At 70.7% G+C, this 22,652-nt stretch carries 16 protein-coding genes and 1 pseudogene; 4 read left to right on the forward strand and 13 right to left on the reverse strand.

The genetic code is table 11. From position 1 onward, the window contains the following. Positions 1-53: 53 nt before the first annotated feature. Positions 54-1,118: a LacI family DNA-binding transcriptional regulator gene (locus JW592_RS16735; protein ID WP_209265907.1), complete on the forward strand. Its 1,065-nt coding sequence runs from the start codon at positions 54-56 to the stop codon at positions 1,116-1,118. Here JW592_RS16735 and JW592_RS16740 read toward each other — a convergent pair. From JW592_RS16740 to JW592_RS16755, 4 genes are read right to left on the reverse strand one after another with little or no spacing between them, the layout of a single operon-like run. Then, on the reverse strand, positions 1,081-2,514 hold the full coding sequence (locus JW592_RS16740) for a glycoside hydrolase family 32 protein (RefSeq protein ID WP_267878022.1): 1,434 nt from the start codon (positions 2,512-2,514) through the stop codon (positions 1,081-1,083). The genes JW592_RS16735 and JW592_RS16740 overlap by 38 nt on opposite strands. Continuing rightward, positions 2,511-3,371 carry a carbohydrate ABC transporter permease gene (locus tag JW592_RS16745; RefSeq protein WP_209265908.1) on the reverse strand — a complete coding sequence of 287 codons (861 nt, stop codon included), beginning with the start codon at positions 3,369-3,371 and terminating at the stop codon, positions 2,511-2,513. The genes JW592_RS16740 and JW592_RS16745 overlap by 4 nt, the downstream gene beginning before the upstream one ends. A gap of 14 nt (positions 3,372-3,385) precedes the next feature. Further along, positions 3,386-4,339 (reverse strand): carbohydrate ABC transporter permease, encoded by a 954-nt coding sequence (locus JW592_RS16750; protein ID WP_209265909.1) that lies wholly within the window; start codon positions 4,337-4,339, stop codon positions 3,386-3,388. After that, positions 4,336-5,742 carry an extracellular solute-binding protein gene (locus JW592_RS16755; protein ID WP_209265910.1) on the reverse strand — a complete coding sequence of 469 codons (1,407 nt, stop codon included), beginning with the start codon at positions 5,740-5,742 and terminating at the stop codon, positions 4,336-4,338. Before JW592_RS16755 ends, JW592_RS16750 begins: the two co-directional genes overlap by 4 nt. A 172-nt stretch (positions 5,743-5,914) precedes the next feature. On the opposite strand from JW592_RS16755, the gene JW592_RS16760 reads away from it, so the two are divergent. Then, complete coding sequence (locus JW592_RS16760; RefSeq protein ID WP_209265911.1) at positions 5,915-7,540, forward strand: glycoside hydrolase family 32 protein; 1,626 nt, start codon at positions 5,915-5,917, stop codon at positions 7,538-7,540. A 190-nt stretch (positions 7,541-7,730) separates the two neighbouring features. Here JW592_RS16760 and JW592_RS16765 read toward each other — a convergent pair whose 3' ends face one another. The 4 genes and pseudogenes from JW592_RS16765 to JW592_RS16780 all read right to left on the reverse strand — a co-directional run bounded on the left by JW592_RS16765 (position 7,731) and on the right by JW592_RS16780 (position 11,305). Further along, on the reverse strand, positions 7,731-8,411 hold the full coding sequence (locus JW592_RS16765) for a DUF899 family protein (protein ID WP_209265912.1): 681 nt from the start codon (positions 8,409-8,411) through the stop codon (positions 7,731-7,733). Positions 8,412-8,511: 100 nt separating this feature from the next. Next, positions 8,512-9,429: a DUF5996 family protein gene (locus JW592_RS16770; protein WP_209265983.1), complete on the reverse strand. Its 918-nt coding sequence runs from the start codon at positions 9,427-9,429 to the stop codon at positions 8,512-8,514. Between the two features lie 152 nt (positions 9,430-9,581). Continuing rightward, positions 9,582-10,226, reverse strand: a pseudogene (locus tag JW592_RS16775) (NAD(P)-dependent oxidoreductase); the annotation flags it as partial. An 8-nt stretch (positions 10,227-10,234) separates the two neighbouring features. Then, positions 10,235-11,305 (reverse strand): EamA family transporter, encoded by a 1,071-nt coding sequence (locus JW592_RS16780; protein ID WP_209265914.1) that lies wholly within the window; start codon positions 11,303-11,305, stop codon positions 10,235-10,237. A gap of 79 nt (positions 11,306-11,384) precedes the next feature. Here JW592_RS16780 and JW592_RS16785 point away from each other — a divergent pair, with 79 nt between their 5' ends. Next, a complete protein-coding gene (locus JW592_RS16785; protein ID WP_209265915.1) occupies positions 11,385-12,293 on the forward strand; it encodes a LysR family transcriptional regulator in 909 nt (302 codons plus the stop codon). A gap of 5 nt (positions 12,294-12,298) precedes the next feature. Here JW592_RS16785 and JW592_RS16790 read toward each other — a convergent pair whose 3' ends face one another. After that, entirely contained in the window at positions 12,299-12,931 is a 633-nt protein-coding gene (locus JW592_RS16790) for a response regulator (protein WP_209265916.1), read from the reverse strand. Next, positions 12,928-17,307, reverse strand: a complete 4,380-nt coding sequence (locus tag JW592_RS16795; protein WP_209265917.1) for a HAMP domain-containing protein — start codon at positions 17,305-17,307, stop codon at positions 12,928-12,930. The genes JW592_RS16790 and JW592_RS16795 overlap by 4 nt, the downstream gene beginning before the upstream one ends. A 120-nt stretch (positions 17,308-17,427) precedes the next feature. Between JW592_RS16795 and JW592_RS16800 the strand changes: the two genes are divergently transcribed. After that, on the forward strand, positions 17,428-19,404 hold the full coding sequence (locus JW592_RS16800; protein ID WP_307805437.1) for a SpoIIE family protein phosphatase: 1,977 nt from the start codon (positions 17,428-17,430) through the stop codon (positions 19,402-19,404). Between the two features lie 93 nt (positions 19,405-19,497). Here JW592_RS16800 and JW592_RS16805 read toward each other — a convergent pair whose 3' ends face one another. The 3 genes from JW592_RS16805 to JW592_RS16815 form a co-directional block, all read right to left on the reverse strand. Then, positions 19,498-19,710 carry a hypothetical protein gene (locus tag JW592_RS16805; protein ID WP_209265993.1) on the reverse strand — a complete coding sequence of 71 codons (213 nt, stop codon included), beginning with the start codon at positions 19,708-19,710 and terminating at the stop codon, positions 19,498-19,500. A gap of 257 nt (positions 19,711-19,967) precedes the next feature. Next, positions 19,968-20,657: a response regulator gene (locus tag JW592_RS16810; protein ID WP_209265918.1), complete on the reverse strand. Its 690-nt coding sequence runs from the start codon at positions 20,655-20,657 to the stop codon at positions 19,968-19,970. Further along, entirely contained in the window at positions 20,654-22,351 is a 1,698-nt protein-coding gene (locus tag JW592_RS16815) for a sensor histidine kinase (RefSeq protein ID WP_209265919.1), read from the reverse strand. The genes JW592_RS16810 and JW592_RS16815 overlap by 4 nt, the downstream gene beginning before the upstream one ends. Positions 22,352-22,652: the final 301 nt, after the last annotated feature.

Genomic DNA, 22,652 nt, shown 5'->3' on the forward strand with positions numbered 1-22,652 from the left:
AGGCCCCGGCGGGTAAGCTGGGCCGATCAGGTCGGACGCGGTGGTGACGTGGCGTGAGCAGGGGCGAGAAGTCGCAGGACGGTGAAGTGGTGCGGCCGACCTCGCGCGATGTCGCCCGGCTCGCCGGGGTGTCGCACACGGCCGTGTCGTTCGTGTTCAACGGGCGCGCACAGGGCAACCTCTCCGCCGAGACGCAGGAGAAGATCCGCAGGGCCGCCGCTCAGCTCGGCTACCGGCCCAACGCTGTCGCCCGTGGCCTGCGGCGGCGCCGTACGGCCGTGATCGGGCTGGTCACGGACGAGATCGCCACCTCACCGTTCGCCGGCCGGCTGCTGCGCGGCGCCATGGACACCGCGTGGAGCCGCGAGCATCTGGTGCTCACGGTCGATTCCGGGACGGACCCGGACACTGAGGACGCGGCCATCGCCGAGCTGCTCGACCGCCGGGTCGACGGGATCATCTACGCGGCGCTGTCACTGCGCAGGGCCCGCGTTCCGGTCGGCCTGCACCGTACGTTCGCCGTACTCGCCAACTGCCATCCCGAGGACGGATCACTCCCGGCTGTGATCCCCGCCGAGCGGGCGGGCGGCCGTTCGGCAGCGCGGCTGCTGCTGGAGGCCGGGCACCGGAGGGTCGCGCTGGTCGGCGGCCTGGACGACATCGCCTCCGCCGAGCGGCTGCGCGGGTTCCGGGACGCGCTGCGCGCGGTGGGTTCCACGGCACACCGCGAGTGGATCGTCCGCTCGGGAGGGGAGATCTCCTCCGGGTACGAGGGGGCGATGCGGGTGTTGCAGGGCGTGCCCGCGGACCGGCGGCCCACCGGGATCGTCTGTTACAACGACCGGGTGGCCGCCGGTGTGCTGCACGCCGCCGCTCGGCTCGGGCTCGACGTTCCCGCCGATCTCTCGGTCGTGGGCTACGACGACCAGGAGCACATGGCGGCTCACCTCAGCCCGCCCCTGACCACCATCGCCCTTCCACACCGCGCGATGGGTGAGACGGCGGTCCGGCTGCTGCTGGAGGCCATAGAGAGTGGCACCGCTCCGCCGGCCGTCACGCGGAAGCTGGAGTGCCCGGTGGTCACACGGGGCTCGGTCGCACCAGTTCCCAGCCCCTGACCTGGATGTCGCCCTGGCAGACGACGAGTTCGGCCACGTCGTCGGGGCGCCGGTAGACCCGCTCGGTCGCTGTCGCCCTGTCCCCGGCGAAGAGTTCGAGGAGCGATCCGTCGACGAGGACGCGTACGGCCAGTTCCGCGCCTGGGCGCGTACGGAGCACCAGCGGGCCGCTGCCGCCCGGCCGTGCGCGCGGCCACTCCGAGCGGTCCAGCACCACAGTGCCGGCCGCCGGGTCCAGCCGCAGGGTCAGCTCCGCTCCTGCCGCGGACCGCAGCAGCCCCACGGTGCCGGGTGAGCGCGCTGCGATCTCCAGGTCGTAGGCGTCCGGCAGCGGACCGGTGCCGAAGGGTCCGGCCGCGCGCAGCAGGTCGAGCTCCGGTGCCGGGGTGACCCGGAGCGTGCCGTCCGGGTGTACGTCCACTACACGGGGTGCGGTCAGTACCCCCGCCCAGCCCGCCCGGTCCACGTCCTCCTGCGGACGCGCTTCCCACGACCAGCCCCACAGCAACGCCCTGTCCGCCTCGGTGTGCTGGAAGGCAGAGGGCGCGTAGAAGTCACGGCCGTGGTCCAGCGGTCCGCCCGTACGGGGTGAGAAGCTCAGGGTGCCGCTCCGGTCCAGTGCCAGGAGCCCCGTCAGATACGCCGTGGAGCATGGGTCTCCGTCCCACAGCGCCACTGCCAGGACCCAGTCACCGCCCGGGGTCTGCCACAGCTGCGGGCACTCCCATCCGGTCGTTGCCGAGCCCGGGGGAGCGGACCTTCCGGCCGCCGTCCGGGCTGCCACGGGGTGCCGTCCGTCCAGCAGCACGCCGGCGAACCGCCAGGCGTACAGGTCCTCGCAGTCGTAGACCAGTACCGACGGGGTTCCATCCGCGTGTCCGGCCCCGACGAGTGCCCAGCGCCGGCCGCCGAAGCGGAAGACGAACGGGTCGCGGAACATCGTCACGCCCGAACCGGGCGGGGGCCCGGTCAGTACCGGGGCCGGAACCGGTTTCCACTCGATGAGGTCGTCGTCCTCGGCGACGGCCAGGCAGATGCTGCTCAGCCCGGTGTGCTCCCGGTCGATCCCGGAGTACACGGCCGTCGGAACTCCGCCGTCGTCCACCACGCATCCGGACCAGCACCCGGCCTCGTCCGGGCCTCCGGGGGTCGGGGTCAGGGCGACGGGGTGGTGGTCCCAGCGGACGAGGTCGGCGCTGGAGGCGTGGCCCCAGTGGATGTTGGCGTGGACGGGGGCTGCGGGGTTGTACTGGTAGAAGAGGTGGTAGCGGCCCCTTCGGTGGAACGGACCATTGGGATCGTTCATCCAGTTGGCCGGCGGGCGGACGCGGAAGCGCGGGGCGTGCGGGTCGTCGGCCGGGCCGCCGGGAGCGGTCAACGGGTGTACGCGGTTCAACGGTTGACTCCTGCGGATGTGATGCCCTCGCGCAGAGGGCGCTGACCGACGACGAACACGGCGACGGCGGGGATCATGGACAGGACGACTCCGGCCAGTACCACGGAGATCGAGCCGGTGCCGAGATTGCCCTGGAGCGAGACGAGGCCCAGCGGCAGCGTGAGGTTCTCGGTCGAGGTCTCCAGGATCAGCGGCCGGAAGAACTCGTTCCAGTGGTAGTTGAAGGCCAGGACCCCCACGATCGCGAGGCCGGGTGCCGCCAGCGGCGCGTAGACCGAGCGGAAGACCCGCCATGGGCCGGCACCGTCGATCATCGCCGCTTCGCCGAGGTCCTTGGGCATGCCCAGGAAGTACTGGCGCATCAGGAACGTGCCGAAGGCCGTAGGGAAGGCCGGGATGATCAGCGCCAGCAGGGTGTCGGTCAGGCCCAGGACCTTCAGTTCCAGGAAGACAGGGACGATCGTCACCTGCAAGGGAACCATCATCGTGGCAAGGACCAGCGCGAACAGCGGTTTTTTGAAGCGGAAGTCGAGGCGCGCGAACGCGTATCCCGCGAGGCCCGCAGTGATCATCTGGCCGATGGCGATCAGAGCGGTGACCAGCGTGGAGTTCAGCGCGTACAGCCAGATGTCGATCTTGTCGAAGACCGCGCGGTACGCGTCGGCGGAAGGCTCGGTGGGGACGATCTCCGGCGGCAGGTCGGCGGAGTCCGCCGGGGTGCGCAGGGACGTCGAGACGGTCCAGATGACCGGGCCGAGCGTCAGCAGCGCGCACACTGCGATGCCGCAGATCCGCGCCCAGGGCGCCAGACCGTGGCGGACCCGGGAGACGACAGGTTCGAGGACAGTGCTGCTCATCTGACTCACCCGGCTCACTGGTAGTGGACGTAGCGCCGGCTGAGCCGGAACTGTAGGGCGGTGACCGCCATGATCAGGACGAAGAGGAGCACGCCGGTCGCGGACGCCGCGCCGAAGCGGAGCTGTTCGAAGGCCGTTTCGTAGATGACCATCACGACCGTGCGGGTGGAGTCGCCCGGCCCGCCGGCGGTAAGGACATACGGCTGCTCGAAGACCTGGAGAGCGTTGATGATGCCGACGACCGAGGCGACCAGGAGCGTCGGAGAGAGGAGGGGCAGGGTGATGGACAGGTGCTTGCGCAGGCCGGTGGCACCATCCAGCGACGCCGCCTCGTGCACCTCACGCGGGATGTTGTTGAGGCCGCCGACGAAGAGCAGGAACGAGAAGCCGAACTGCTGCCACACATAGGTCAGGATCACGGCAGCCATCGCCCCGCTCTGGGAGGTCAGCCAGGAAACCGGGGCGACACCGACCGTGCCCAGTAGCCAGTTGACGGGGCCGAAACCCTCGTTGAAAAGGTACTTCATCACCACCGAGATGGACGCAGCCGACAGCACCAGCGGGAAGAAGAACGCCGACCGGAACACCGAGCGCAGCCACGTCGGCATCCGCCCGTTGACGGTGATCGCCAGCGTGAGGGCGATCAGCAGTTGCAGGGCGACCGCGAGCACCATGAACACGAGCGTGTTGCGGAAGGACACCAGAACCGTCGAGTCACTGAGGATCTCGCGGTAGTTGGCCGCTCCGGCCCAGCGCGGGGAGTCGATCACATTCCACTGAAAGAGGCTGAGGACGACCGAGCCGAGGATCGGCACGACCGTGAAGACGACGATGCCGACGACGGTGGGTGCGAGGAAGAGCGCGGCCAGGAGGCGGGTGCCCCGGGTGCGCGCTGTGGCGGTGTGCCCGGATGCCTTCGGAGCAGTCCGCGCTGCCGGTCGTGCGGGTCTGGTCCCGGTGGTCGTCATAGCTCACGCTCCATGGCCTTCTCCAGGTCGCCCTGGAGCCTGCGCAGCGCGGGGCGCACCGCACCAGCGCTCGCCAGGGCGGTTCCGGTGTGCTTGATCAGCAGTTGTTCGACCTCGTTGACCTGCGGCGGGGCCGGAATCGGGCCCGTCTCGGGGATCTTGTCGAGGGTGTCGTAGAAGATCTGCCAGTGTGCCGGGCCCGTCTTCCGGTAGCGGGCCGCGTCGACCATGGAGCGGCGGGCCGGGGTGGTCTGGTTGGCCGCGAACAGCTCGGCGAGGGTGTCCTTGCGGATGGTGTACTTGATGAACTCCCACGCCTCGTCCTGCTTCTTCGAGGTACGCAGCACCGCGTAGCCGGCGGCGCCGAACTGATGGCGCCGGGTGCGCCAGCGCGGAAAGTACTGCACGTCGTAGTCGGCCGGTTTCATGCCCGCCAGGTGGAGCCCGCCGGCCCAGAAGCCGCCGGCGGGTGTGGCCCCGACCCGGCCGGAGGAGAAGACACCGACGAGGTTCCGGCCGTCACCACCCTCGGGACGGGTGCACAGACCGTCCTTGACCAGGGAGGCGAGGTAGTCGTAGACCTCCGCGACGCGGTCGGAGTCGGCAGCCGGTGTGGTCCACCGGTAGCCACCACCGCGGCTGTGCCGCGCCTCGGGATAGAACGTCCGCCACAGCCAGTCCCCGCCGGGCGCCTTGGACTCGGTGAGGATGTTCGTACCGTTGGCGAACAGCCAGGGGACGACACCTCCCCACAGCCGGTTGGCCCAGAAGTACGGGATGAACCCGTCGCCGCTGGTGCGCTTCATGGCGCGGAGCAGGTCCGTGAATTCGTCGCGCGTCCAGTCGGCGGCGGGGAAGTCGGCCCCTGCCCGACCGAGGCGGTTCTTGTTGAGGTACATGTCGGCCGCGTTGAACTCGACCGGCAGCTGGTAGAGGCTCCCCTCGTACATCATCGACTCGACCAGCGAGGGATGGACGTCGTTGAAGTACTCGCGCAGTTCGGCCGCGTCCCGCCGCACCCACTTGTCGAAGGGGACACCGAGCCGTTGCGCGAAGAGCTGCACGCCCTCGGTGGCGACGTAGACGACGTCGGGGGCCGTGCCCGCCGCGATCTGCGTGAGGATCTTGGAGAAGAAGTCCGACCAGTCGTACGCCTGCACGGCGTTGATGCGGAGCTTGATGCCGGGGTGGGCCTTCTGGAAGCCGTCCCGCAGTGCGCGCCGGGCCTTGGAGTCGAAGGCGGAGCCGAGGGTGGCGATGACGAGCGAGCCGTCGTCACGCCCGGGGATGTCGGCCGCGGTGAGGCGGTCCCAGCAGGCGGCGACACCGCCGAGGGCCGCGGCCCCGGCGCTGTACGCGCCGTAGCGCACGAGGCCGCGGCGGGAGAGGAGGGGATCGGTCATCGGCGTACCTAACTCGTATTAGCCGAAAGGGTTTCCCGATGATGTAAACCCCGTCACAGGGCTGTCAAGATGCGGGAAAGCTTGACCTTTAACGAGTTAGGCCCCACAGTTCCGAGCCACATGAGCCGTACCGGCCACAGTTCTGACGTCCCGTCAGGGAAGGGAGCACATCATGTGTGCCACATCGGGCAGGCCCCGCAGCCCGGCAAGCGGGGGTTCCACGAGGTCCGGTCCCGGGGTCTCCAGGAGGGCACTGCTGGGCGCTACGGCTGTGGGCCTGGCCGGCGCGTGGCAGTCGGCTCTCGCGCGACCGGCCGCAGCACGGCCCGGAGCCGCCAAGGCCGCGGCCGAGCGGGCCGGCAGCTACCGCGCCGAGTACCACTTCACCGTCCCCGACCAGTGGAAGAACGACCCGCAGCGCCCGCTCTGGATCGATGGCGAGTACCACTACTACTACCTGTACAACGCGGACTATCTGACGGGCGGCACTGCCGCGGGCACCGCCTGGCGCCTGGCCACCAGCACCGACCTGGTGTCCTTCACCGACCGTGGGATCGCCGTACCGAAGGACACCACCCCCAACGGAGATGTCTGGTCCGGCTCGGCGGTGGTCGACACGGACGACACGGCGGGATTCGGCGCCGGTGCCGTGATCGCCCTGGCGACGATGTCGCCCGACGACGGCGCCAACGCCCAGGCGCAGTACCTGTACTACTCGACGGACAACGGCCGTACCTTCACCAACCACGGCACCGATCCCGTGCTGCCCAACCCCGGCGTACGCGACTTCCGCGACCCGAAGGTGCTCCGCGACCAGGAACGCGGCCGGTGGGTCATGGCGCTCGCCGAGAACGACAAGGTCGGCTTCTACCACTCGCCGGACCTGAAGCGGTGGACCTACGTCAGCGGCTTCATCAGGGGCGGGATCGGCGTCTTCGAGTGCCCGGACCTGTTCCGCATCAGGGCGCAGGACGGGACCTGGAAATGGGTCCTGGGCGTGAGCGTCAACGGCAAGAGCTCCGGGCTGCCCCCCACGTACGCGTACTGGACCGGCTCCTTCGACGGGACCTCGTTCACCGCCGACGCCGAGGATCCTGAGTGGCTGGACCACGGCTGGGACTGGTACGCGGCCGTCACCTTCGAGAAACGGGACGAGGACGGCAGGGTCGACCCGTCCGCGCGCTACGCCATCGGCTGGCTCAACCACTGGGACTACGCCAACACCACCCCGACGATCGACCACGACGGCTTCAACGGCACCGACTCGATCGTCCGCGTGGTCACACTGAAGCGCACCCCCGCCGGCACCTACCACCTTGCGTCCGAGCCGGTCGCAGCGCTGGACGCCTACGTCTCCCGCACCGTGCACCTGGGCGACTTGGAGGTGGAAGGCAACCGGCTCCTGGACTACGAAGGCACAGCCTACGAGTTCAGCACGGAGATCACCTGGGACCAGCTCTCGGGCGCGGGAGTGCAGTTGCGCCGCTCCGGCGACGGCAGCCGGCACGTGGACGCGGGTATCTACGGCGACTACAGCTTCGTCAACCGTGCCCAGGCCGAGAACCCCGACACCTCCGGCACCTGGCAGGAGAGTCACGCCCCCTTTGACGCCGCCACCCGGAGGGTGAGGCTGCGCATCCTCGTCGACCGCACCTCGGTGGAGATGTTCGTCGACGACGGCCGGTACACGCACTCCCACGCGACGTTCCCCGATCTCGCCGACACCGGGCTGGCGCTGTTCACGCTCGGCGGCAAGGCGGTCTTCACCAATACGGTCATCAGAGAGTTCACCGTCTGAGGAGCTCTCTTCCGCGCCGCTGGCCGCGTGTACCGCGTCCCTCCCGGGCACCGCGAGGCGGGCCGCCTCGGGAACAGGCGGCACCGGCGGGCGGTGCGGACCGGCCGCCCCGAGCCCGGGGCGACCGGGGCGTCGCGGACGCCGGCCCCCTGTCCAGCAAGGTCCTCCGGACAGTGCCTGGTAACAGCGCCTAGTAGTCGAGGGCGGCGAACCAGTCGTCGCGGCCCTGGCGGGTGAGGTCCAGGATGTGCCAGACGGAGGTGAGCAGATCGATGCCGCGCTGGTCGATGTCGTCGGACATTCTCGGGTGCACCGAGTAGAAGTGGCGTACCGATCCGCCGCTGTCGCGGGTGAACACCGACACCGTCGAGTCCTGTGCGCCGTCGGCGTCCTCGCTGCCCAGATCGTATTTGAAGGTGTTGCCCGCGGCGCTGAGCAGGCGCAGGTGGTGCCACCCGCGGTCCCGGGCGTGCGCGCGCAGGGCGGGCAGGTCTGCCGCGGCGACGACCACGAGGTCGACGTTCTGCGCGATGTGGCGCGCGACGCCGTTGAACCCGTCGATCCACATCGTGCACATCGGGCAGGGCTCGGTCTGCCCCTTTCCGTACATCAGGTGGTAGACGACCAGGTCGCGGTCGGGCCCGGTGAACAGCTCACTCAGCCGGACGGTCCGGGCCGGCGCGTCACCGGCGTCCAGATCCGCGGGGCCCTCCTCGAACTCGTAGTCGTCGACGACGGGGCCCGGCGGCAGCCGACGGCGCAGGTCGGCGACCTGTTCGCGACGGCGCATCAGCTCGATCTCGGCCTGACGCAGCTCCTCCCGGGCACTGACGTAGTCGGCCGACTCCCCGGCCGGTTTCGTCTGGCGCATGACCACCTCCTGGACGAGCTGCCGCCTTGCCGGCAATTGTCTGCTTGCGGACGAGGGCCCGCCAGGCGAGACCGGACGGCCGAGCCGACGGCGCGGAGGGTCAGCTCCGCAGGACCGGGTCCGTGACGCCTCCGGGGCACGCCAGCGCCGCGATGTCCCATCCGGCGCGTTCAGCGCCGGCGCGGTAGGCGCTGTCGTAGAAGGCCAGGACGGCGGCGCGGGGGTCGCTCTCGGCGCGGGCGTCGTCGTAGCGCAGCAGCGCCAGGTGGCTGCCCCCGTGCGCCACCCACCGTGCGGGCGCGGGGCTGAGCTGCTCCTGGTCCAGGCCGGGCGGCTCGGGAGCGGTGTACGAGTAGAACGCGGGCTCGGCGAAGGTGTCGTCGCCGAACCAGAAGCCGAAGCTGATCACTTCCCGGGAGTACGCCTCACGGGTGATGGGGTCGATCTGCGGCGGCTGGTCGATCGGGCGCCCGGAGAACCTGCTGTGCGCGATGTCGAAGGTGTGCCAGAAGTGGTGCACCGGGCTGGCCTTCCCCCAGTAGTCGGCCGCGAACTCCTCCAGTACGGAAGCCACCTGGCTCAGCACGCGCCAGTAGCGGCCCGCGGCCTCCGGGTCGTAGGACGCGTGTTCGGTGTCCGCGGCGAACGGCCGGTCGGCGTCGGGCAGGTCGAACGGGTGCGGAACGGCGAGTTCCACCCGGATTCCCAGCTCGTCCAGGGCTGCCATGGTCGCGTCGTGGAAGGAAGCGACGGACTGCCCCTGTAGCGGGATGGACCGCTGCTCCCCGTCCAGAGTCGTGATCACGAGGTGGTGGTCGACGAAGTCGAAGTCGATGGTGAAGATCGGATTCCCGTCGACCTGACCCATCGGACGCGTCGTGATGCCACGCCCGGTCACATGGAAGGGGACGTTCCACCAGTGGTTGCGCCGAGGGCTCGCCGCCAGGCGGATCTTGCCGACGATCTGCGCGAACCGGTGCAGCGTCTCCTTGGTGGGCCGCCACCAGTCCAGTGGCATCGGCGGGAACAATTCCGTCACGCCTCCACGATGCCCCGCAACCCGGTATCCGGCACCCGGACGGAGAGGGCCAGGCGGCCGAAGGGGCGAACCGGCTCGGGTTCGCCCCTTCGGCGCGGGTCAGCGGGAGGCGCCCACTGCTCACCCCCCTGGTGGACGACCGTGAAGTGGCGGTCGGAGCCGGGGGCTTCCAGCTCGTCGACGGCGGCGACGGCCAGGTCCTCGGCGCTGATCCAGGAGCGCCCGTCGGTGCTGGTGAGCATGGTGTCGGTGCCGCGCCGATAGCGGCCGGTGCGGGCGCCGGGCTCCAGCAGGGCCGGTGGGCTCAGATAGGCCCAGTCGCCGTCGGTACGGTCCTGGCAGGCCCGCAGCTGCGCGACACCCGCGGCGGCGATGCTCTTCAGCTCGGCGGGCACGTACGCGGGGTTGTCGGCCACCAGCAGTCCGGGCTCTTCCGGGCTGCGCAGCGCGCCCGCGCCACCGACCACCAGGACGCGGGCCCCGAGCCGCGCCGCGGCGTCCAGCACCGTGCGGGTGGCGCCGACCAGGAAGTCCTGGTCGACCGGCAGCGTCCGCACGGCCAGTACGACGGCGTCCGCGGCGCCGTACGAGCCCGGGGCCGCGAGCGCCTGGCGTACCGAGCGAGGGTCGTTCACGTCGACCGCGACCGGGGTCACGTCCGGGTCCTCGTTCGCGGGCTTCCGCGAGAGGGCGAGCACCCGGTGGCCGCGTGCGCGGGACTCCTTGGTGACCCGGCTGCCGACCATCCCGGTGGCGCCGAACACAGCGATCGTCATGTTTACCTTCATCGAATCCGTCCTTCTGCCTCTGTTGCGGGTGCGGGTGCGGGTGCGGGTGCGGGTGCGGGTGCGGGTGCGGGTGCGGGTGCGGGTGCGGGCGCGGGTGCGGCCTGTGATGGCGTGGGCGTGGATACGGGCCCGGCCCCGGGCCCGGCCCGCCCGCCGGACAGCCGGCCCGGCAAGCGGGGCGCCGAGAGCTGCGCGGCGAGCATCGCGGCGAGCGCGAGGACGAACCCCAGGGTCTGCAGCGGGCTCAGCGACTCGCCCAGCGCGAGCCCGATGACCGTCGCGACCAGCGGCGACAACAGCACCAGCGGTGCCGAGGCGCCGACCGGCAGTTTTCCGACGCCACGGAACCACAGCGCGTACGCGATCAGTCCGCCCATGCTGCCCAGCCACAGATAGCCGCCGACCGCCGCGGCGTCTATCCGCTGGGGTACCCCTTCGACAGTCAGGGCCAGGGGGAGCAACAGCAGCCCGCCGACCGTCAGTTGCCAGCCTGCCAGCGTCATCGGGCCGACCCCCGCCGGACGGCCCCAGCGCTTGGTGAGGACGACCCCGCCGGCCATCAGGGAGGTGTGGCCGAGACCGGCGAGCACTCCCACGGCGTCCAGCCGGGCCTCGGGGCCGAGGACGACGAGGCCGACACCGAGCACACCGAGCACGCCCCAGGCCAGTCGCCATGCGGTCGGCCGGTCGTGGAGTACGGCGATGGCCAGGCCCGCGACCAGCAGCGGCTGTGCGGCGCCGAGGGTGGCGGCGACGCCGCCGGGGAGCCGTTCGGCGGCCAGGAACAGCAGGGGGAGCCCGCCGATGTTGAGTACGCCGAGGACGATGGCCTTCCACCACCAGTCGCCGCGGGGGAGTACCCGGGTGAGGGCCAGCGCCAGGAGTCCGGCGGGCAGGGCGCGCATCAGCCCGGCGAACAGCGGGTGGCCGGGCGGGAGCAGTTCTGTGGTGACGACGTAGGTGGTGCCCCAGGACGCGGGGGCCAGAGCGGTCAGCGCGACGGTCGCAGCGCGCTGCGCGTTCGAGGGCGGCGGCGGGTCCGGCGACCGCTCGGTCAGGGTGTTCATAAGGGGAGTCTCGGGGGGTACGGAGCATCTATCCAAAGCATGGTTGCAATAGCAGCTATGAAGCAGAACGATGGTCGCCGTGGACCTGCAGCAGCTCAGATACGTGGTCGCCGTCGCCGAGACCCGCAACTTCACCCGTGCCGCCGAGCGCTGCCGCGTGGTGCAGTCGTCGCTCAGCCACCGGATCGCCGGTCTCGAACGGGAGCTGGGGGTCAAGCTCTTCGTACGGTCCAGCCGCCGTACGGAGCTGACCGGCGCCGGAGAGGCGTTTCTGGTCGGTGCGCGCGAGTGTCTGGCCGCCGCCGACCGCGCGGTCGCCGACGCCGCGGCGGCGGCCGGTGTGGTGCGCGGCCGGCTCGTCGTCGGCATGATCAGGACCACGGCCGCCATCGACGTCCCCGAGCTGCTGCAGCGGTACCGCGCCCGGTACCCGGACGTCCGGGTCCGCCTCCGCGCCGGGAGCAGCGACGAACTGGCCGCGGCGATCCGGAACGGCGAACTCGACATCGCCTTTCTCGGCCTGCCGGAGAACGAACGGCCGACCGGTGTGGAGGCACTCGTCCTCGACCGGGACGCACATGTGCTGGTGGTCGCGGCCGGCCACCGGCTCGCCGGGGCCTCCCGGGTCACGCTGTACGACGTCGCCGAGGAGACGTTCGTGGACTTCAGGGACGGGTCACCCGGCCGGGCCCAGTCCGATCAGGCGTTCGCCGCCGCGGGCCTGGCCCGCGATGTCGCGTACGAGGCGGGGGTGGCGGAGCTGATCACCCAGCTCGTCGCGCGGGGGCTGGGCGTCGCGCTGCTGCCGGCGGCGTTCGTCCAGCCGCTGGCCGCCGCAGACCCGCAGCTGGCGCTGGTCCCGGTGGCCGACGGGCCGCGGCGCGTGGAGTACCTGGCATGGAGCAGCTTCAACCCCAGCCCGGCCACCCGGGCGCTGCTCGACGTCCTCGGGGTCAGACCCGGAACGAAGGAGCCGGGCCGGGGGTGATGGCGTCAGCCGGCGCCGTCGGCCGCCTCCAACCGACGGACCGAACGTTCCAACTCGGCGATACGGTCGGCCAGCGCGCTGCTGTCGGCGGTGTCGCGGCTGCGCAGCAGCACCTCGATACGGACCAGCTGCTCGGTGATCCGGTCCAGTTGCCCGGCGCCGCCTTGGCCCGTTGCCGGTGGCCCGCCGTCCGCGTCCAGCAGCCGTCGGAGTTGTTCGGTCTGGACGGCGAGCTGCCGGTTCTTGCGGTCCAGGTCGAGGAACACGTTGACCTTCGTCCGCAGCACCCAGGGGTCGATGGGCTTCGCGAGGAAGTCGGCGGCGCCCAGGGCGTAGCCGCGGTAGGCGTAGTCCCGGTCCACCTCGTTGCCGGTCAGCAGGATGATGGGGACATCCTTGGTCTGGTCGAGACGCTTGATGTTGCTCGCCGTCTCGAAGCCGTCCATCCCGGGCATCAGCACATCGAGCAGGACGAGCGCGAAGTCCTGACGGAGCATCGCCTTGAGTGCCTCCTCGCCCGAGCGCGCTGTCACCAGGTGCTGCTCCAGTGGGCCGAGCACCGCCTGGAGGGCGACGAGGTTCTCCTCCATGTCGTCGACGATCAGAATGCTCGACCTGTCGGGGACCGGCGCGGTCATGGCGTCCGCCCTCGCGATCCGCTGCCGCTGTCGGGCGCCGGCCCCCCGCTGTCCGGGCCCGCACCCTGGCCCGTCCCGGCGTCCGCTCCGGTCTCCGTCGCGGCGTCCGCTTCGGTCTCCGCCGCGGTCTCCGTCCCGGCCCCGGGCCGGGTGTCGGGCGTGTTGAGCAGGTCGTACATGGCCTGCAACAGCTCTTCGAGGTTCACGGGTTTGGTGATGTACCGGTCAGCGCCGCTGTCCAGCGCCTTCTGGCTGTCGCCGGACATCGCCTTGGCGGTCAGCGCGATGACGGGCAGCCCCGCGAGGCGCTGCGTGCGCCGGATGGTCGCGATCGCCTCGTAGCCGTTCATCTCAGGCATCATGATGTCCATCAGGACCAGCGACACCTCGGGTGAACGGTCCAGCATCTCAAGCCCCTCGCGGCCGTTCTCGGCGTACTTCACCGAGATGCCGACGCGGCCCAGCACATGGGTGAGCGCGAAGACGTTGCGGATGTCGTCGTCCACGATGAGTACCGTCTTGCCCGACAGGACCTGGCTCTGCGGTCCGCCGAGCCACTGCTTGAGCTGCGTCGTCTCCGGCCAGGCGTGCTCGTGCGTCTCCCCTTCCTGGTCGGGCGGCCCGGCACCTGGACGTTCCTCGGCCTCGACAGCCCCGACGGCTCGGGCCGCCTCGACGGTTCGGGCCCCCTCAGCGGTCCCGGCGGTCCCGGCGGTCCCGGCATCCTCGACGGGTCCAACGGTCCCGGCAGCCTCGGCCGGCTCCTCGGGCTCGGGCCGGGGCGCGGGTGAAGGCGCCACGGCGGCGGGCCCGGCGGGTTCCGGGCCCTTCCGCTCGGGCACGTCCGCGCCGGGCCGCGCCGCTGCCGACACCGTTGAGGGGGGTGTGCTGCCCGGGTAGACCGACGGGATGGAGAGCGTGAACCGCGAGCCCTCGCCCACCGTGCTCTCGACGTCGATGCGGCCGCCGAGCAGGCCGGCGATCTCGCGGCTGATGGACAGGCCGAGCCCGGTGCCGCCGTACCTGCGGCTGGTCGTGCCGTCGGACTGCTGGAACGCCTCGAAGATCACCGACAGTTTCTCCGGCGGGATGCCGGGGCCGGTGTCCTTCACGGAGAAGGCGACGACGGCCTCGGCGTCGCGCAGCGTCGGCTCGCTGAACTCCGTGCCGGCGGCGCGCTCCACCCGCAGCTCCACACCTCCGGAGGAGGTGAACTTCACGGCGTTGGACAGCAGATTGCGCAGCACCTGCTGGATGCGCTGCTCGTCGGAGTACAGCTCGCGCGGCACGTTCTCGCCCACCACGACGTCGAAGGCCAGACCGCGGTCCGCCGTCACGGGCCGGAACGTCGCTTGCACATAGTCGAGCAGCTTCTTCAGCGGCAGCCGCCTGGTCCTTACGTCCATCCGCCCGGCCTCGACCTTCGAGAGGTCGAGAATGTCGTTGATCAGCTGGAGCAGGTCCGAGCCGGAGCGGTGGATGGTGGTCGCGAAGTCGACCTCCTGCTCGGAGAGCCGTCCGTCGGGGTTGTCGGCCAGCAGCCGCGCCAGGATCAGCAGCGAGTTGAGCGGGGTGCGCAGCTCGTGCGACATGTTCGCCAGGAACTCGGACTTGTACTGGGACGACGTCGCCAGCAGCGCGGCCTTCTCCTCCAGTTCGGCGTTGGTGCGCTGCAGCTCGTCGGAGCGCTGGCGCAGTTCGGAGGTCAGCCGCTGGGATTCCGAGAGCAGCTCCTCGGTGCGGGCGTTGGCCAGGATGGTGTTGATCGAGACACCGATGGTGTGCACGAACTGGTCGATGAACGTCAGATAGACATCGTTGAACTTGCTGAACGACGCCACCTCGATCACACCGAGTGCCCTGTCCTCGAAGAGGATCGGGAGGATCAGGATGTGTGCGGCGGGTGCGGAACCGAGCCCGGATTCCACTTGTACGTAGTCCGGCGGCGCGTTCTCGATGAGGATGCGCTTCTTCTCGGCGACCGCCTGCGCCAGCAGCCCGTGCACCGGGCAGTCGGCATGCGCGCCGGTGTCCTCGCGTCCACTGGTGCCGTATCCCGCGATGAACTCCAGCTCCTCGCCCGGCTGTCCGCTCTCGTCGGGGCCGACCAGGAAGAACGCTCCGGCCTGCGCGTTCACCAGCGGCGTCAGCTCGCGCAGGATCAGATCGGCGACCTCCACCAGATCCCGCTGGCCCTGCATCAGACCGGCGATACGCGTCAGATTGGACTCCAGCCAGTCCTTGGTGCGGGTGGTCTCGCGCAGATTGGCCACCATCACATTGATGTTGTCCTTCAGTTCGGCGACCTCGCCGCGTGCGTCCACCTGGATCGAGCGGGACATATCGCCCTGGGTGACCGCGTCGGCGACCTCGGCGATCGCGCGGACCTGTGTGGTGAGGTTCGAGGCGAGCTCGTTGACGCTGGTCGTGAGGCCCTTCCAGGTGCCGAAGACGCCCTCGACCCGCGCCTGTCCGCCGAGTTGCCCCTCGCTGCCGACCTCGCGTGCGACACGGGTGACCTCAGCGGAGAACGAGGAGAGGGTGTCGACCATGGTGTTGAGGGTGGTCTTCAGCTCCAGGAACTCGCCTCGTGCGTCGACGTCGATCTTCTTGGAGAGGTCACCGCCCGCGACCGCCGTGGCGACCTGGGCGATGTTGCGGACCTGCGAAGTGAGGTTCGTCGTCATGAAGTTGACGTTGTCCGTGAGGTCCTTCCACAGCCCCGAGACCCCGTGCACCTCGGCCCGGCGGCCGCCGAGGTTGCCTTCGGTGCCGACCTCGCGTGCGACGCGGGTGACCTCGTCGGAGAAGGACCGCAGCTGGCGGACCATGGTGTTGACGGTGTCCTTCAGTTCGAGGATCTCGCCGCGTGCGTCGACATCGATCTTCTTGGAGAGGTCACCGTTGGCGACCGCCGTGGTCACCTGGGCGATGCTGCGGACCTGCGAGGTCAGATTCAGCGCCATGGAGTTGACGCTGTCTGTGAGGTCCTTCCACACCCCCGACACGTCCCGGACCTGCGCCTGTCCGCCGAGGTTGCCCTCGGTGCCGACCTCGCGCGCTACGCGGGTGACCTCGTCGGCGAAGCCCGAGAGCTGGTCCACCATCGTGTTGAGGGTGGTCTTCAGCTGGAGGATCTCGCCCTTGGCGTCGACGTCGATCTTCTTGGACAGGTCACCCTCGGCGACGGCGGTGGCGACCTGGGCGATGTTGCGTACCTGCATCGTCAGGTTGGAGGCCATGAGGTTGACGTTGTCGGTCAGGTCTCGCCATACGCCGGACACCCCCCGGACGTGTGCCTGTCCGCCGAGGTTGCCCTCGGTGCCGACCTCGCGTGCGACGCGGGTGACCTCGTCGGCGAACGCGGACAGTTGGTCGACCGTCGCGTTGACCGCGCTCATCAGCTGGAGGATCTCGCCCTTCGCCTCGACGGTGATCTTCTGGCTGAGGTCACCCTGTGCGACGGCCGTGGAGACCTGGGCGATATTGCGTACCTGCGAGGTCAGATTGGAGGCCATCAGGTTGACGTTGTCGGTCAGGCTGCGCCACACGCCTGACAGCCCCCGCACCTCCGCCTGTCCGCCGAGGTTGCCCTCGGTGCCGACCTCGCGTGCGACGCGGGTGACCTCGTCCGCGAACGCCGACAGCTGGTCGACCATGGTGTTCACGGTGAGCTTCAGCTGTAGCAGCTCGCCGGAGGTCTCGGCCGTCACCTTCTGGGTCAGGTCTCCGTTGGCGACCGCTGTCGTCACTCCGGCGATGTCACGGACCTGGCCGGTGAGCCGTTCCGCCATGGTGTTGATGGCCTCGGTCACCCGCCGCCAGTCGCCGGAGAGCTCCCCCACGGCCGCGCGCCCGCCGAGGTTGCCCTCGGTGCCGACCTCGCGTGCGACGCGTACGACTTCCCCGGTGAACATGGACAGCTGGTCCACCAGGCGGTTGACGCCGCTCTCCAGGCGTCCGAGATCGCCGTGGAGCCACTGCTGGGACCCCGAGCGCTCCAGGTGGTGGGCCAGGTCTCCGTCCGCGATGGACTCCAGCACGTGGGTCGCCCTGGTCACCGGGGTGGCCAGGGCCTCGATCAGTCGGTTGGCCTCGTCGACGCTGGTGGACCACTCGCCCTGGCCCGGGCTGGCGGTGACCCGCTCGTCGAGCCGCCCGCCCTGGGCCACCTCCCGGCGAACCCGCCCGAGCTCCGAGGCCAGGTGTGCATTGCGGGCGGCGATCTGGTTGAACGTCCCGGCCAGCTCGCCCAGGACGCCTTCGCTCTCGTTTTCGACACGTACCGAGAAGTCCCCGTCGCTCAGCGCTCTCATCGCTCCGAGCAGCGGACGAAGGTCCCTCTCCCGCACACATATGCCCTGAGGGTCGTCCATGGAGCCCTCCATGGCAGCACGTTCCCAGCCTCCGGTATATACACTCATATCCTAATATAAGGAGTTCGACGCTGGGTGTCCGCAAGGGCATCAGCGCTGGTCAGCCGAGTAGGAGAGCCTGTGCGACTGCCGTCCGTCGGTCCGAGCGGCTCCGTGTCGCGGAGGGCCCTGCCCGCGAGTCAGCTCGCGCCCTCCGCAGCCCGTGCGCTCGTGCGCGCCCAGATCGGCAAGCACAGCCGCGCCGGCGCGACCCCTCAGCCGCAGCTCGCACGGCTGACCGAGGAGGCTGAACTGCTGGTCAGCGAACTGGTCACCAATGCGCTCGTGCACGCCGGGACGCGGATCGAGGTGGCCTGCGACGTGGAGACCTGCGAGCCGGAGACCCGACCCGGCGCCCCGCGCGGCGCCACCTCGCCGGACGCCGCCCCGGCCGGAAGCGGGAGCGCCGAAAGCGGGAGCGCCGAAAGCGGGGGAGCCGAAAGCGGGGGCACCGGACGCGCGGCCGTCACGGGCGCCGCTGCCACGGGCGCCGCTGCCACGGGCGCGGCCGCCGTCGGGCGCCCGGTGGGGATCGAGGCCGTCCGGGTCGAGGTGACCGACGCGCAGCCTGCGGGGCGCATCAGCAGCGACCCGGTCGGCCGACGGGGCGCCGGGCGGGGCCTGGGCCTCCAGCTGGTCGGCGCGCTGGCCGAGTCCTGGGGCGTGACCTACCGGCGCACCGAGAAGGCCGTCTGGTTCCGCGTCGCCGTCTCCGCGCTGCAGCCCAGGCCCTCCGGGTCGCTCAACGAGGCCATGCACCGGGAGCTGGTCGCCGCCGAGATCTTCTCCGCCTCCCGGCAGGCGGACGAGCGCCGTACGGCCGGATGGACCGACCCGGGAGGGGCCTTCCTGGCCGAGGCCGGCGAGCTCCTCGCCGGACAGCTGGACGAGGACATGGTCGCGGCCCTGGTGGGACAGCTGCTGGTGCCACGGCTGGCCGACTGGTGCGCCGTCTGGCTGACGGAGGACACCGGAGGGATGCGGCTCTCCCGCGTCTGGCACTCCGAGGAGCGGAAGGTCCGGGCGCTGCGGCTCGCCCTGGAGCCGGACCCTCCCCCGGCCGACCTGCGGACCGTCGGCATCCCCTGGCCCTGGCCCGGCGAGGCATCGGGGCCCGGGCGAACCGGCTCGGCGCTGGCCTTCTCCCTGGTCGCGGGCGGTACCTGTCTGGGCTCGCTGGTGATCGGCAGATCCGGTGCGACGGAGATGACCAGCTCCGTCGCCCGGACCGTCGAGGACGTCGCGCGCCGGGTGGCACAGGCCGTCTTCACCGCCCGCCAGTACACCCGGCAGACCAGCATCAGCAACGCGCTGCAGCGCAAACAGCTCCCGCGGTCGCTCGCCGACATCCCGGGGGTGGAGGCGGCGATCGTCTACGAGCCGCACGCGGTGGGCCAGACCGTCGGTGGCGACTTCTACGATCTGTTTCCGCTGGGCGGCAACCGCTGGTCCTTCATGCTCGGCGACGTCCAGGGCAAGGACCCCGAGGCGATGTCCGTCACCGGGCTCACCCGGCACCTGGTGCGGCTGCTCGCCCGCGAGGGACACGGCGTCGCCTCCGTGCTCCGCAAGCTGAACGCCACCATGGCGGAGGAGAGCGCGGAGGCGGTGGCCGTGGCTGGAGAGGGCGCCAGACCGCGCTTCCTGAGCGTGGTGTACGGGGAGCTGGAGGCCGACGGGCGGGCGGAAGGGGCCCACTGCACCGTCGCCAGCGCCGGACACCCTCCTCCGCTGAAGCTCTCCCCGGATGGCGGCGTGGTCCCCGTGGTGGAGCCACAACTGCTGCTCGGCATCGACGAGTCCGCCGACTTCGTGGCCTACCCCTTCGACCTCGCCCCGGGCCAGTCGCTGCTGTGCGTGACCGACGGGGTGACGGAACGCCGCAACCGAGCCCGGCAGTTGGACGACGACGACGGACTGGCCCGGATCTTCGCAGACTGCGCCGGCATGGGCGCCGCAGCGGTCGCGGAACGAGTGCGTCAGGCCACCCACGACTTCGGCCCGGAACCGCTCGACGACGACCTGGCCATCCTCGTACTGCACGCGACAGCCGACTGAGCCCGCCCGCCCCGCCGCCGGCCCGACCCTGCCCGGTGCTCCGCGAAGTGGCAGCGCGAACCCTCCGGCAAGTGCCGGCGGGCACTGCACCGGTCAGTGGTCGAAGACCTCACCGAAGTTGAGTCCGGTGTTCCGGGTGAAACCGAAGTCGGACCCGTTGAACGAGGCGACCTTGCTGGTCGTCAGGCCGGACGAGGTGCCGCGCAGCACCCAGACCGCTCCGGCGTCCGCGACGGTGCCGATGTCCTCGCTGTCGGCGGCGAGGGCGGTCAGGGTCGCGGCGGTGACGAGTGTGCGGTTGCGCATATGTGTCCTCTTCTCCTCTTCGCTCTTTGTTCCTTCGCTCTCTGTCCGCTGCCTTCTGCGGCTGGTTCGGGGACTCAGACGGACTGTCCGGCCGAATGGTTGTGCCTGCTGGGGGAGTTGAGTTCGGGAGCGACACTTTCCGCGCGGCCGCAGGGAAGCCCGGCGTCACCGGAACTCTCGCCATGGACGCGGCGGGCCACCCGGGCGCACACAGCTCGTCGACCGTCTCACCGTGAGTCCGGAGACGGTCAAGAGGACTATGTCGCCGTCGCCCAGGAGTAGCGGTGTTCGGGCCGGCCGGTGTCGCCGTACTTGAGGGTGAGACTGATGCGGCCCTCGCCTTCGAGGTATTTGAGGTACCGCTGCGCGGTGGAGCGGCTGATACCGGTGCGGGCCGCTATCTCGTGTGCGGACAGCGGGTGCGGGGCGTCGCCCAGGGCGCGGCGGATGAGGTCGACCGTCGGCGCGGAGTGGCCCTTGGGCAGCTCGGTGTGGGAGGGGCCGGTCCTGAAGGCGCTGAAGATGCGATCGACCTGTTCCTGGCCTGCTTCGCCGCGCCCGCCCACGCCCTCCAGGGTGCGGCGCAGTTCGGCGTAGCGCTCCAGCTTCGACTGCAGGCCCGCGAAGTTGAACGGCTTGACCAGGTACTGGAGCGCGCCGCAGCGCATGGCCGCCTGGACGGTGGCGACATCCCGGGCGGCCGTCACCATGATCACGTCCATGAAGTGGCCGAGCTGCCGCATCCGCCGCACCAGGGTCACACCGGTCTCGTCGGGTAGATAGTGGTCGAGGAGGACGAGGTCGATGTGGGTGCGCTCCAGCATCGCCAGGGCCTGCGCCGCAGTGTGGGCGCGGGCCGCGACCCGGAAACCGGGCACCCGCGCCACATAGGCGGCGTTGATCTCGGCGACGTGGAAGTCGTCGTCGACGACGAGGACATCGATCATCGGGACTCTCCTTCGGCGGTCAGCAGGCGGTCGGGGGCGCGCTCCACGCTCAGCGCCTCGGGCAGTACGACCGTGAAGACGGCTCCGCCGCCCGCACGCGCGGAGACGCGGGCCATGCCGCCGTACCGCTCGGCGAGCCGCCGGATCATGGCCAGGCCCAGACCACGGCCGCGCGGCACGGCGACGGGCCGGGCGCTGCCGGGCGTGGCCGCCGGGGCGGCAGCCGGCGTGGACGAGCCGCCGGGCGGTTCCTTGGTGGACCACCCCTCCTCGAAGACACGCTCGCGCAGCTCGGGCGGGACTCCCGGGCCGGTGTCGGAGACCTGGAGCACGACGGTGGTGTGCTCGGTCCGCAGCTCGATCTCGATGAAGGCGTCGGCGCGGCGATGGGCCGTGACGGCTTCCAGCGCGTTGTCGATGAGGTTGCCCAGTACGGTGACCAGATCGCGCGGGTCGACCACCCGGTCGGGCAGCAGCGTGTCGGTGGACAGGCGCAGGGCGACGCCGCGTTCGGCGGCGATGGTGGTCTTGCCGACGATCAGCGCCGCGAGCAGCGGATCGTGCACCCGCTCGGCGATCTGGTCGACGGATGCGCTGTGCGCGTCGGTGACCTCGGCGACGAACTCCATTGCCCTCTCGTGCCGGCCCAGTTCGAGCAGCCCGAGCACCGTGTGCAGGCGGTTGGCGTGCTCGTGATCCTTGGCGCGCAGTACGTCCAGCAGCCCATGAGTGCTGTCCAGCTCGCGGCCGAGCAGCTCCAGCTCGGTCCGGTCGCGCAGGGTCGCCACCGCTCCGCCGTCCCTGGTCGGCATCCGGTTGACGACCAGCACCCGGCCGCTGCTGATGGTCAGCAGATCGGCCCCGGCCACCCGACCCGTCAGCACGTCGGCCGTACGCCCCGGGGGCAGCAGCTCGTCCAGCGGCCTCCCCGCGTCCTGCGGGCCCAGACCCAGCAGCCGCTGCGCCTCGTCGTTGACCATCCGCACCCTGCCGTGCCGGTCCACGGCGACCACGCCCTCCCGGATGCCGTGCAGCATCGCCTCGCGCTCGTCCAGCAGCGCCGAGATGTCGGCGAACGCGACCCCGTGCGTACGGCGGCGCAGTCTGCGGGCGACCACCAGCGCCGCCAGCACGCCCGCGCCGAGCGCGATCCCCGCGTAACTCAACAGCCGCGGCACCTCCGCGAACAGCTTCTCCCGCACGCTGCCGTAGGAGATGCCGACCGAGACCGCGCCGACGATCTTCCCCGAGCTGTCGCGCAGTGGCGCCTTGGCGCGTGCGGAACGGCCGAGGGTGCCGGTGTCGATCTGCCGGACCTCCTCACCGGCGAGGGCGCGGCTGGGGTCGGTGGAGACGTGCCGGCCGATACGCGCCGGGTTGGTGTGCGACCAGCGCACCCCGCGGGTGTCCATCACCACGATGTACAGCGCGCCCGTGGCCTTGCGTATCCGCTCGGCGTCGCGCTGCACAGGACCGGTCGGGCTCGGCGCCGTGGTGAGCAGCTCACGTGTGATCTGCGGGTCGGCGGTGGTGGTCCGCGCGATGGCCAGCGCCCTGCTGGTGGCCTGGTCGTCGATCTCCGAGCTGAACGGGGCCAGGAAGAGCCCCGTGGCCAGTGCCGTCACCCCGGTGGTGAGGGCCAGCTGGATGACCAGGACCTGGGCGGAGACACGCGTGGGCCAGCGGATACGCATCGCACTCCCTGCCTTCCGACCCTCCGCCTTCACCCTCACGGGTTGCGGGCGCGTACGCCCCGCACGAAGCGGCTGCCCCCGGCGGAGCGGACGCTGTTGCGAAGCGAAACTTTCACGCCACGCGCGGCCTGAACGTGGTGTGTGAACGCAACGTAAGAGGCGGAAGGCCCGGTGGCCAGTCTTGTGCGCGGTTTTGTTGTCCAGCCATGAGCAGAACGAGCAAAAGAACGCTTAGGCGCAGAAGCGCGAGGAGTGCTCACAAGACTGCCGAGGGTGCCCATGGCGCTCCTAACCTCCCGGC

It is taken from the genome of Streptomyces spirodelae, assembly GCF_017676385.1.
Lineage (GTDB): Bacteria > Actinomycetota > Actinomycetes > Streptomycetales > Streptomycetaceae > Streptomyces > Streptomyces spirodelae.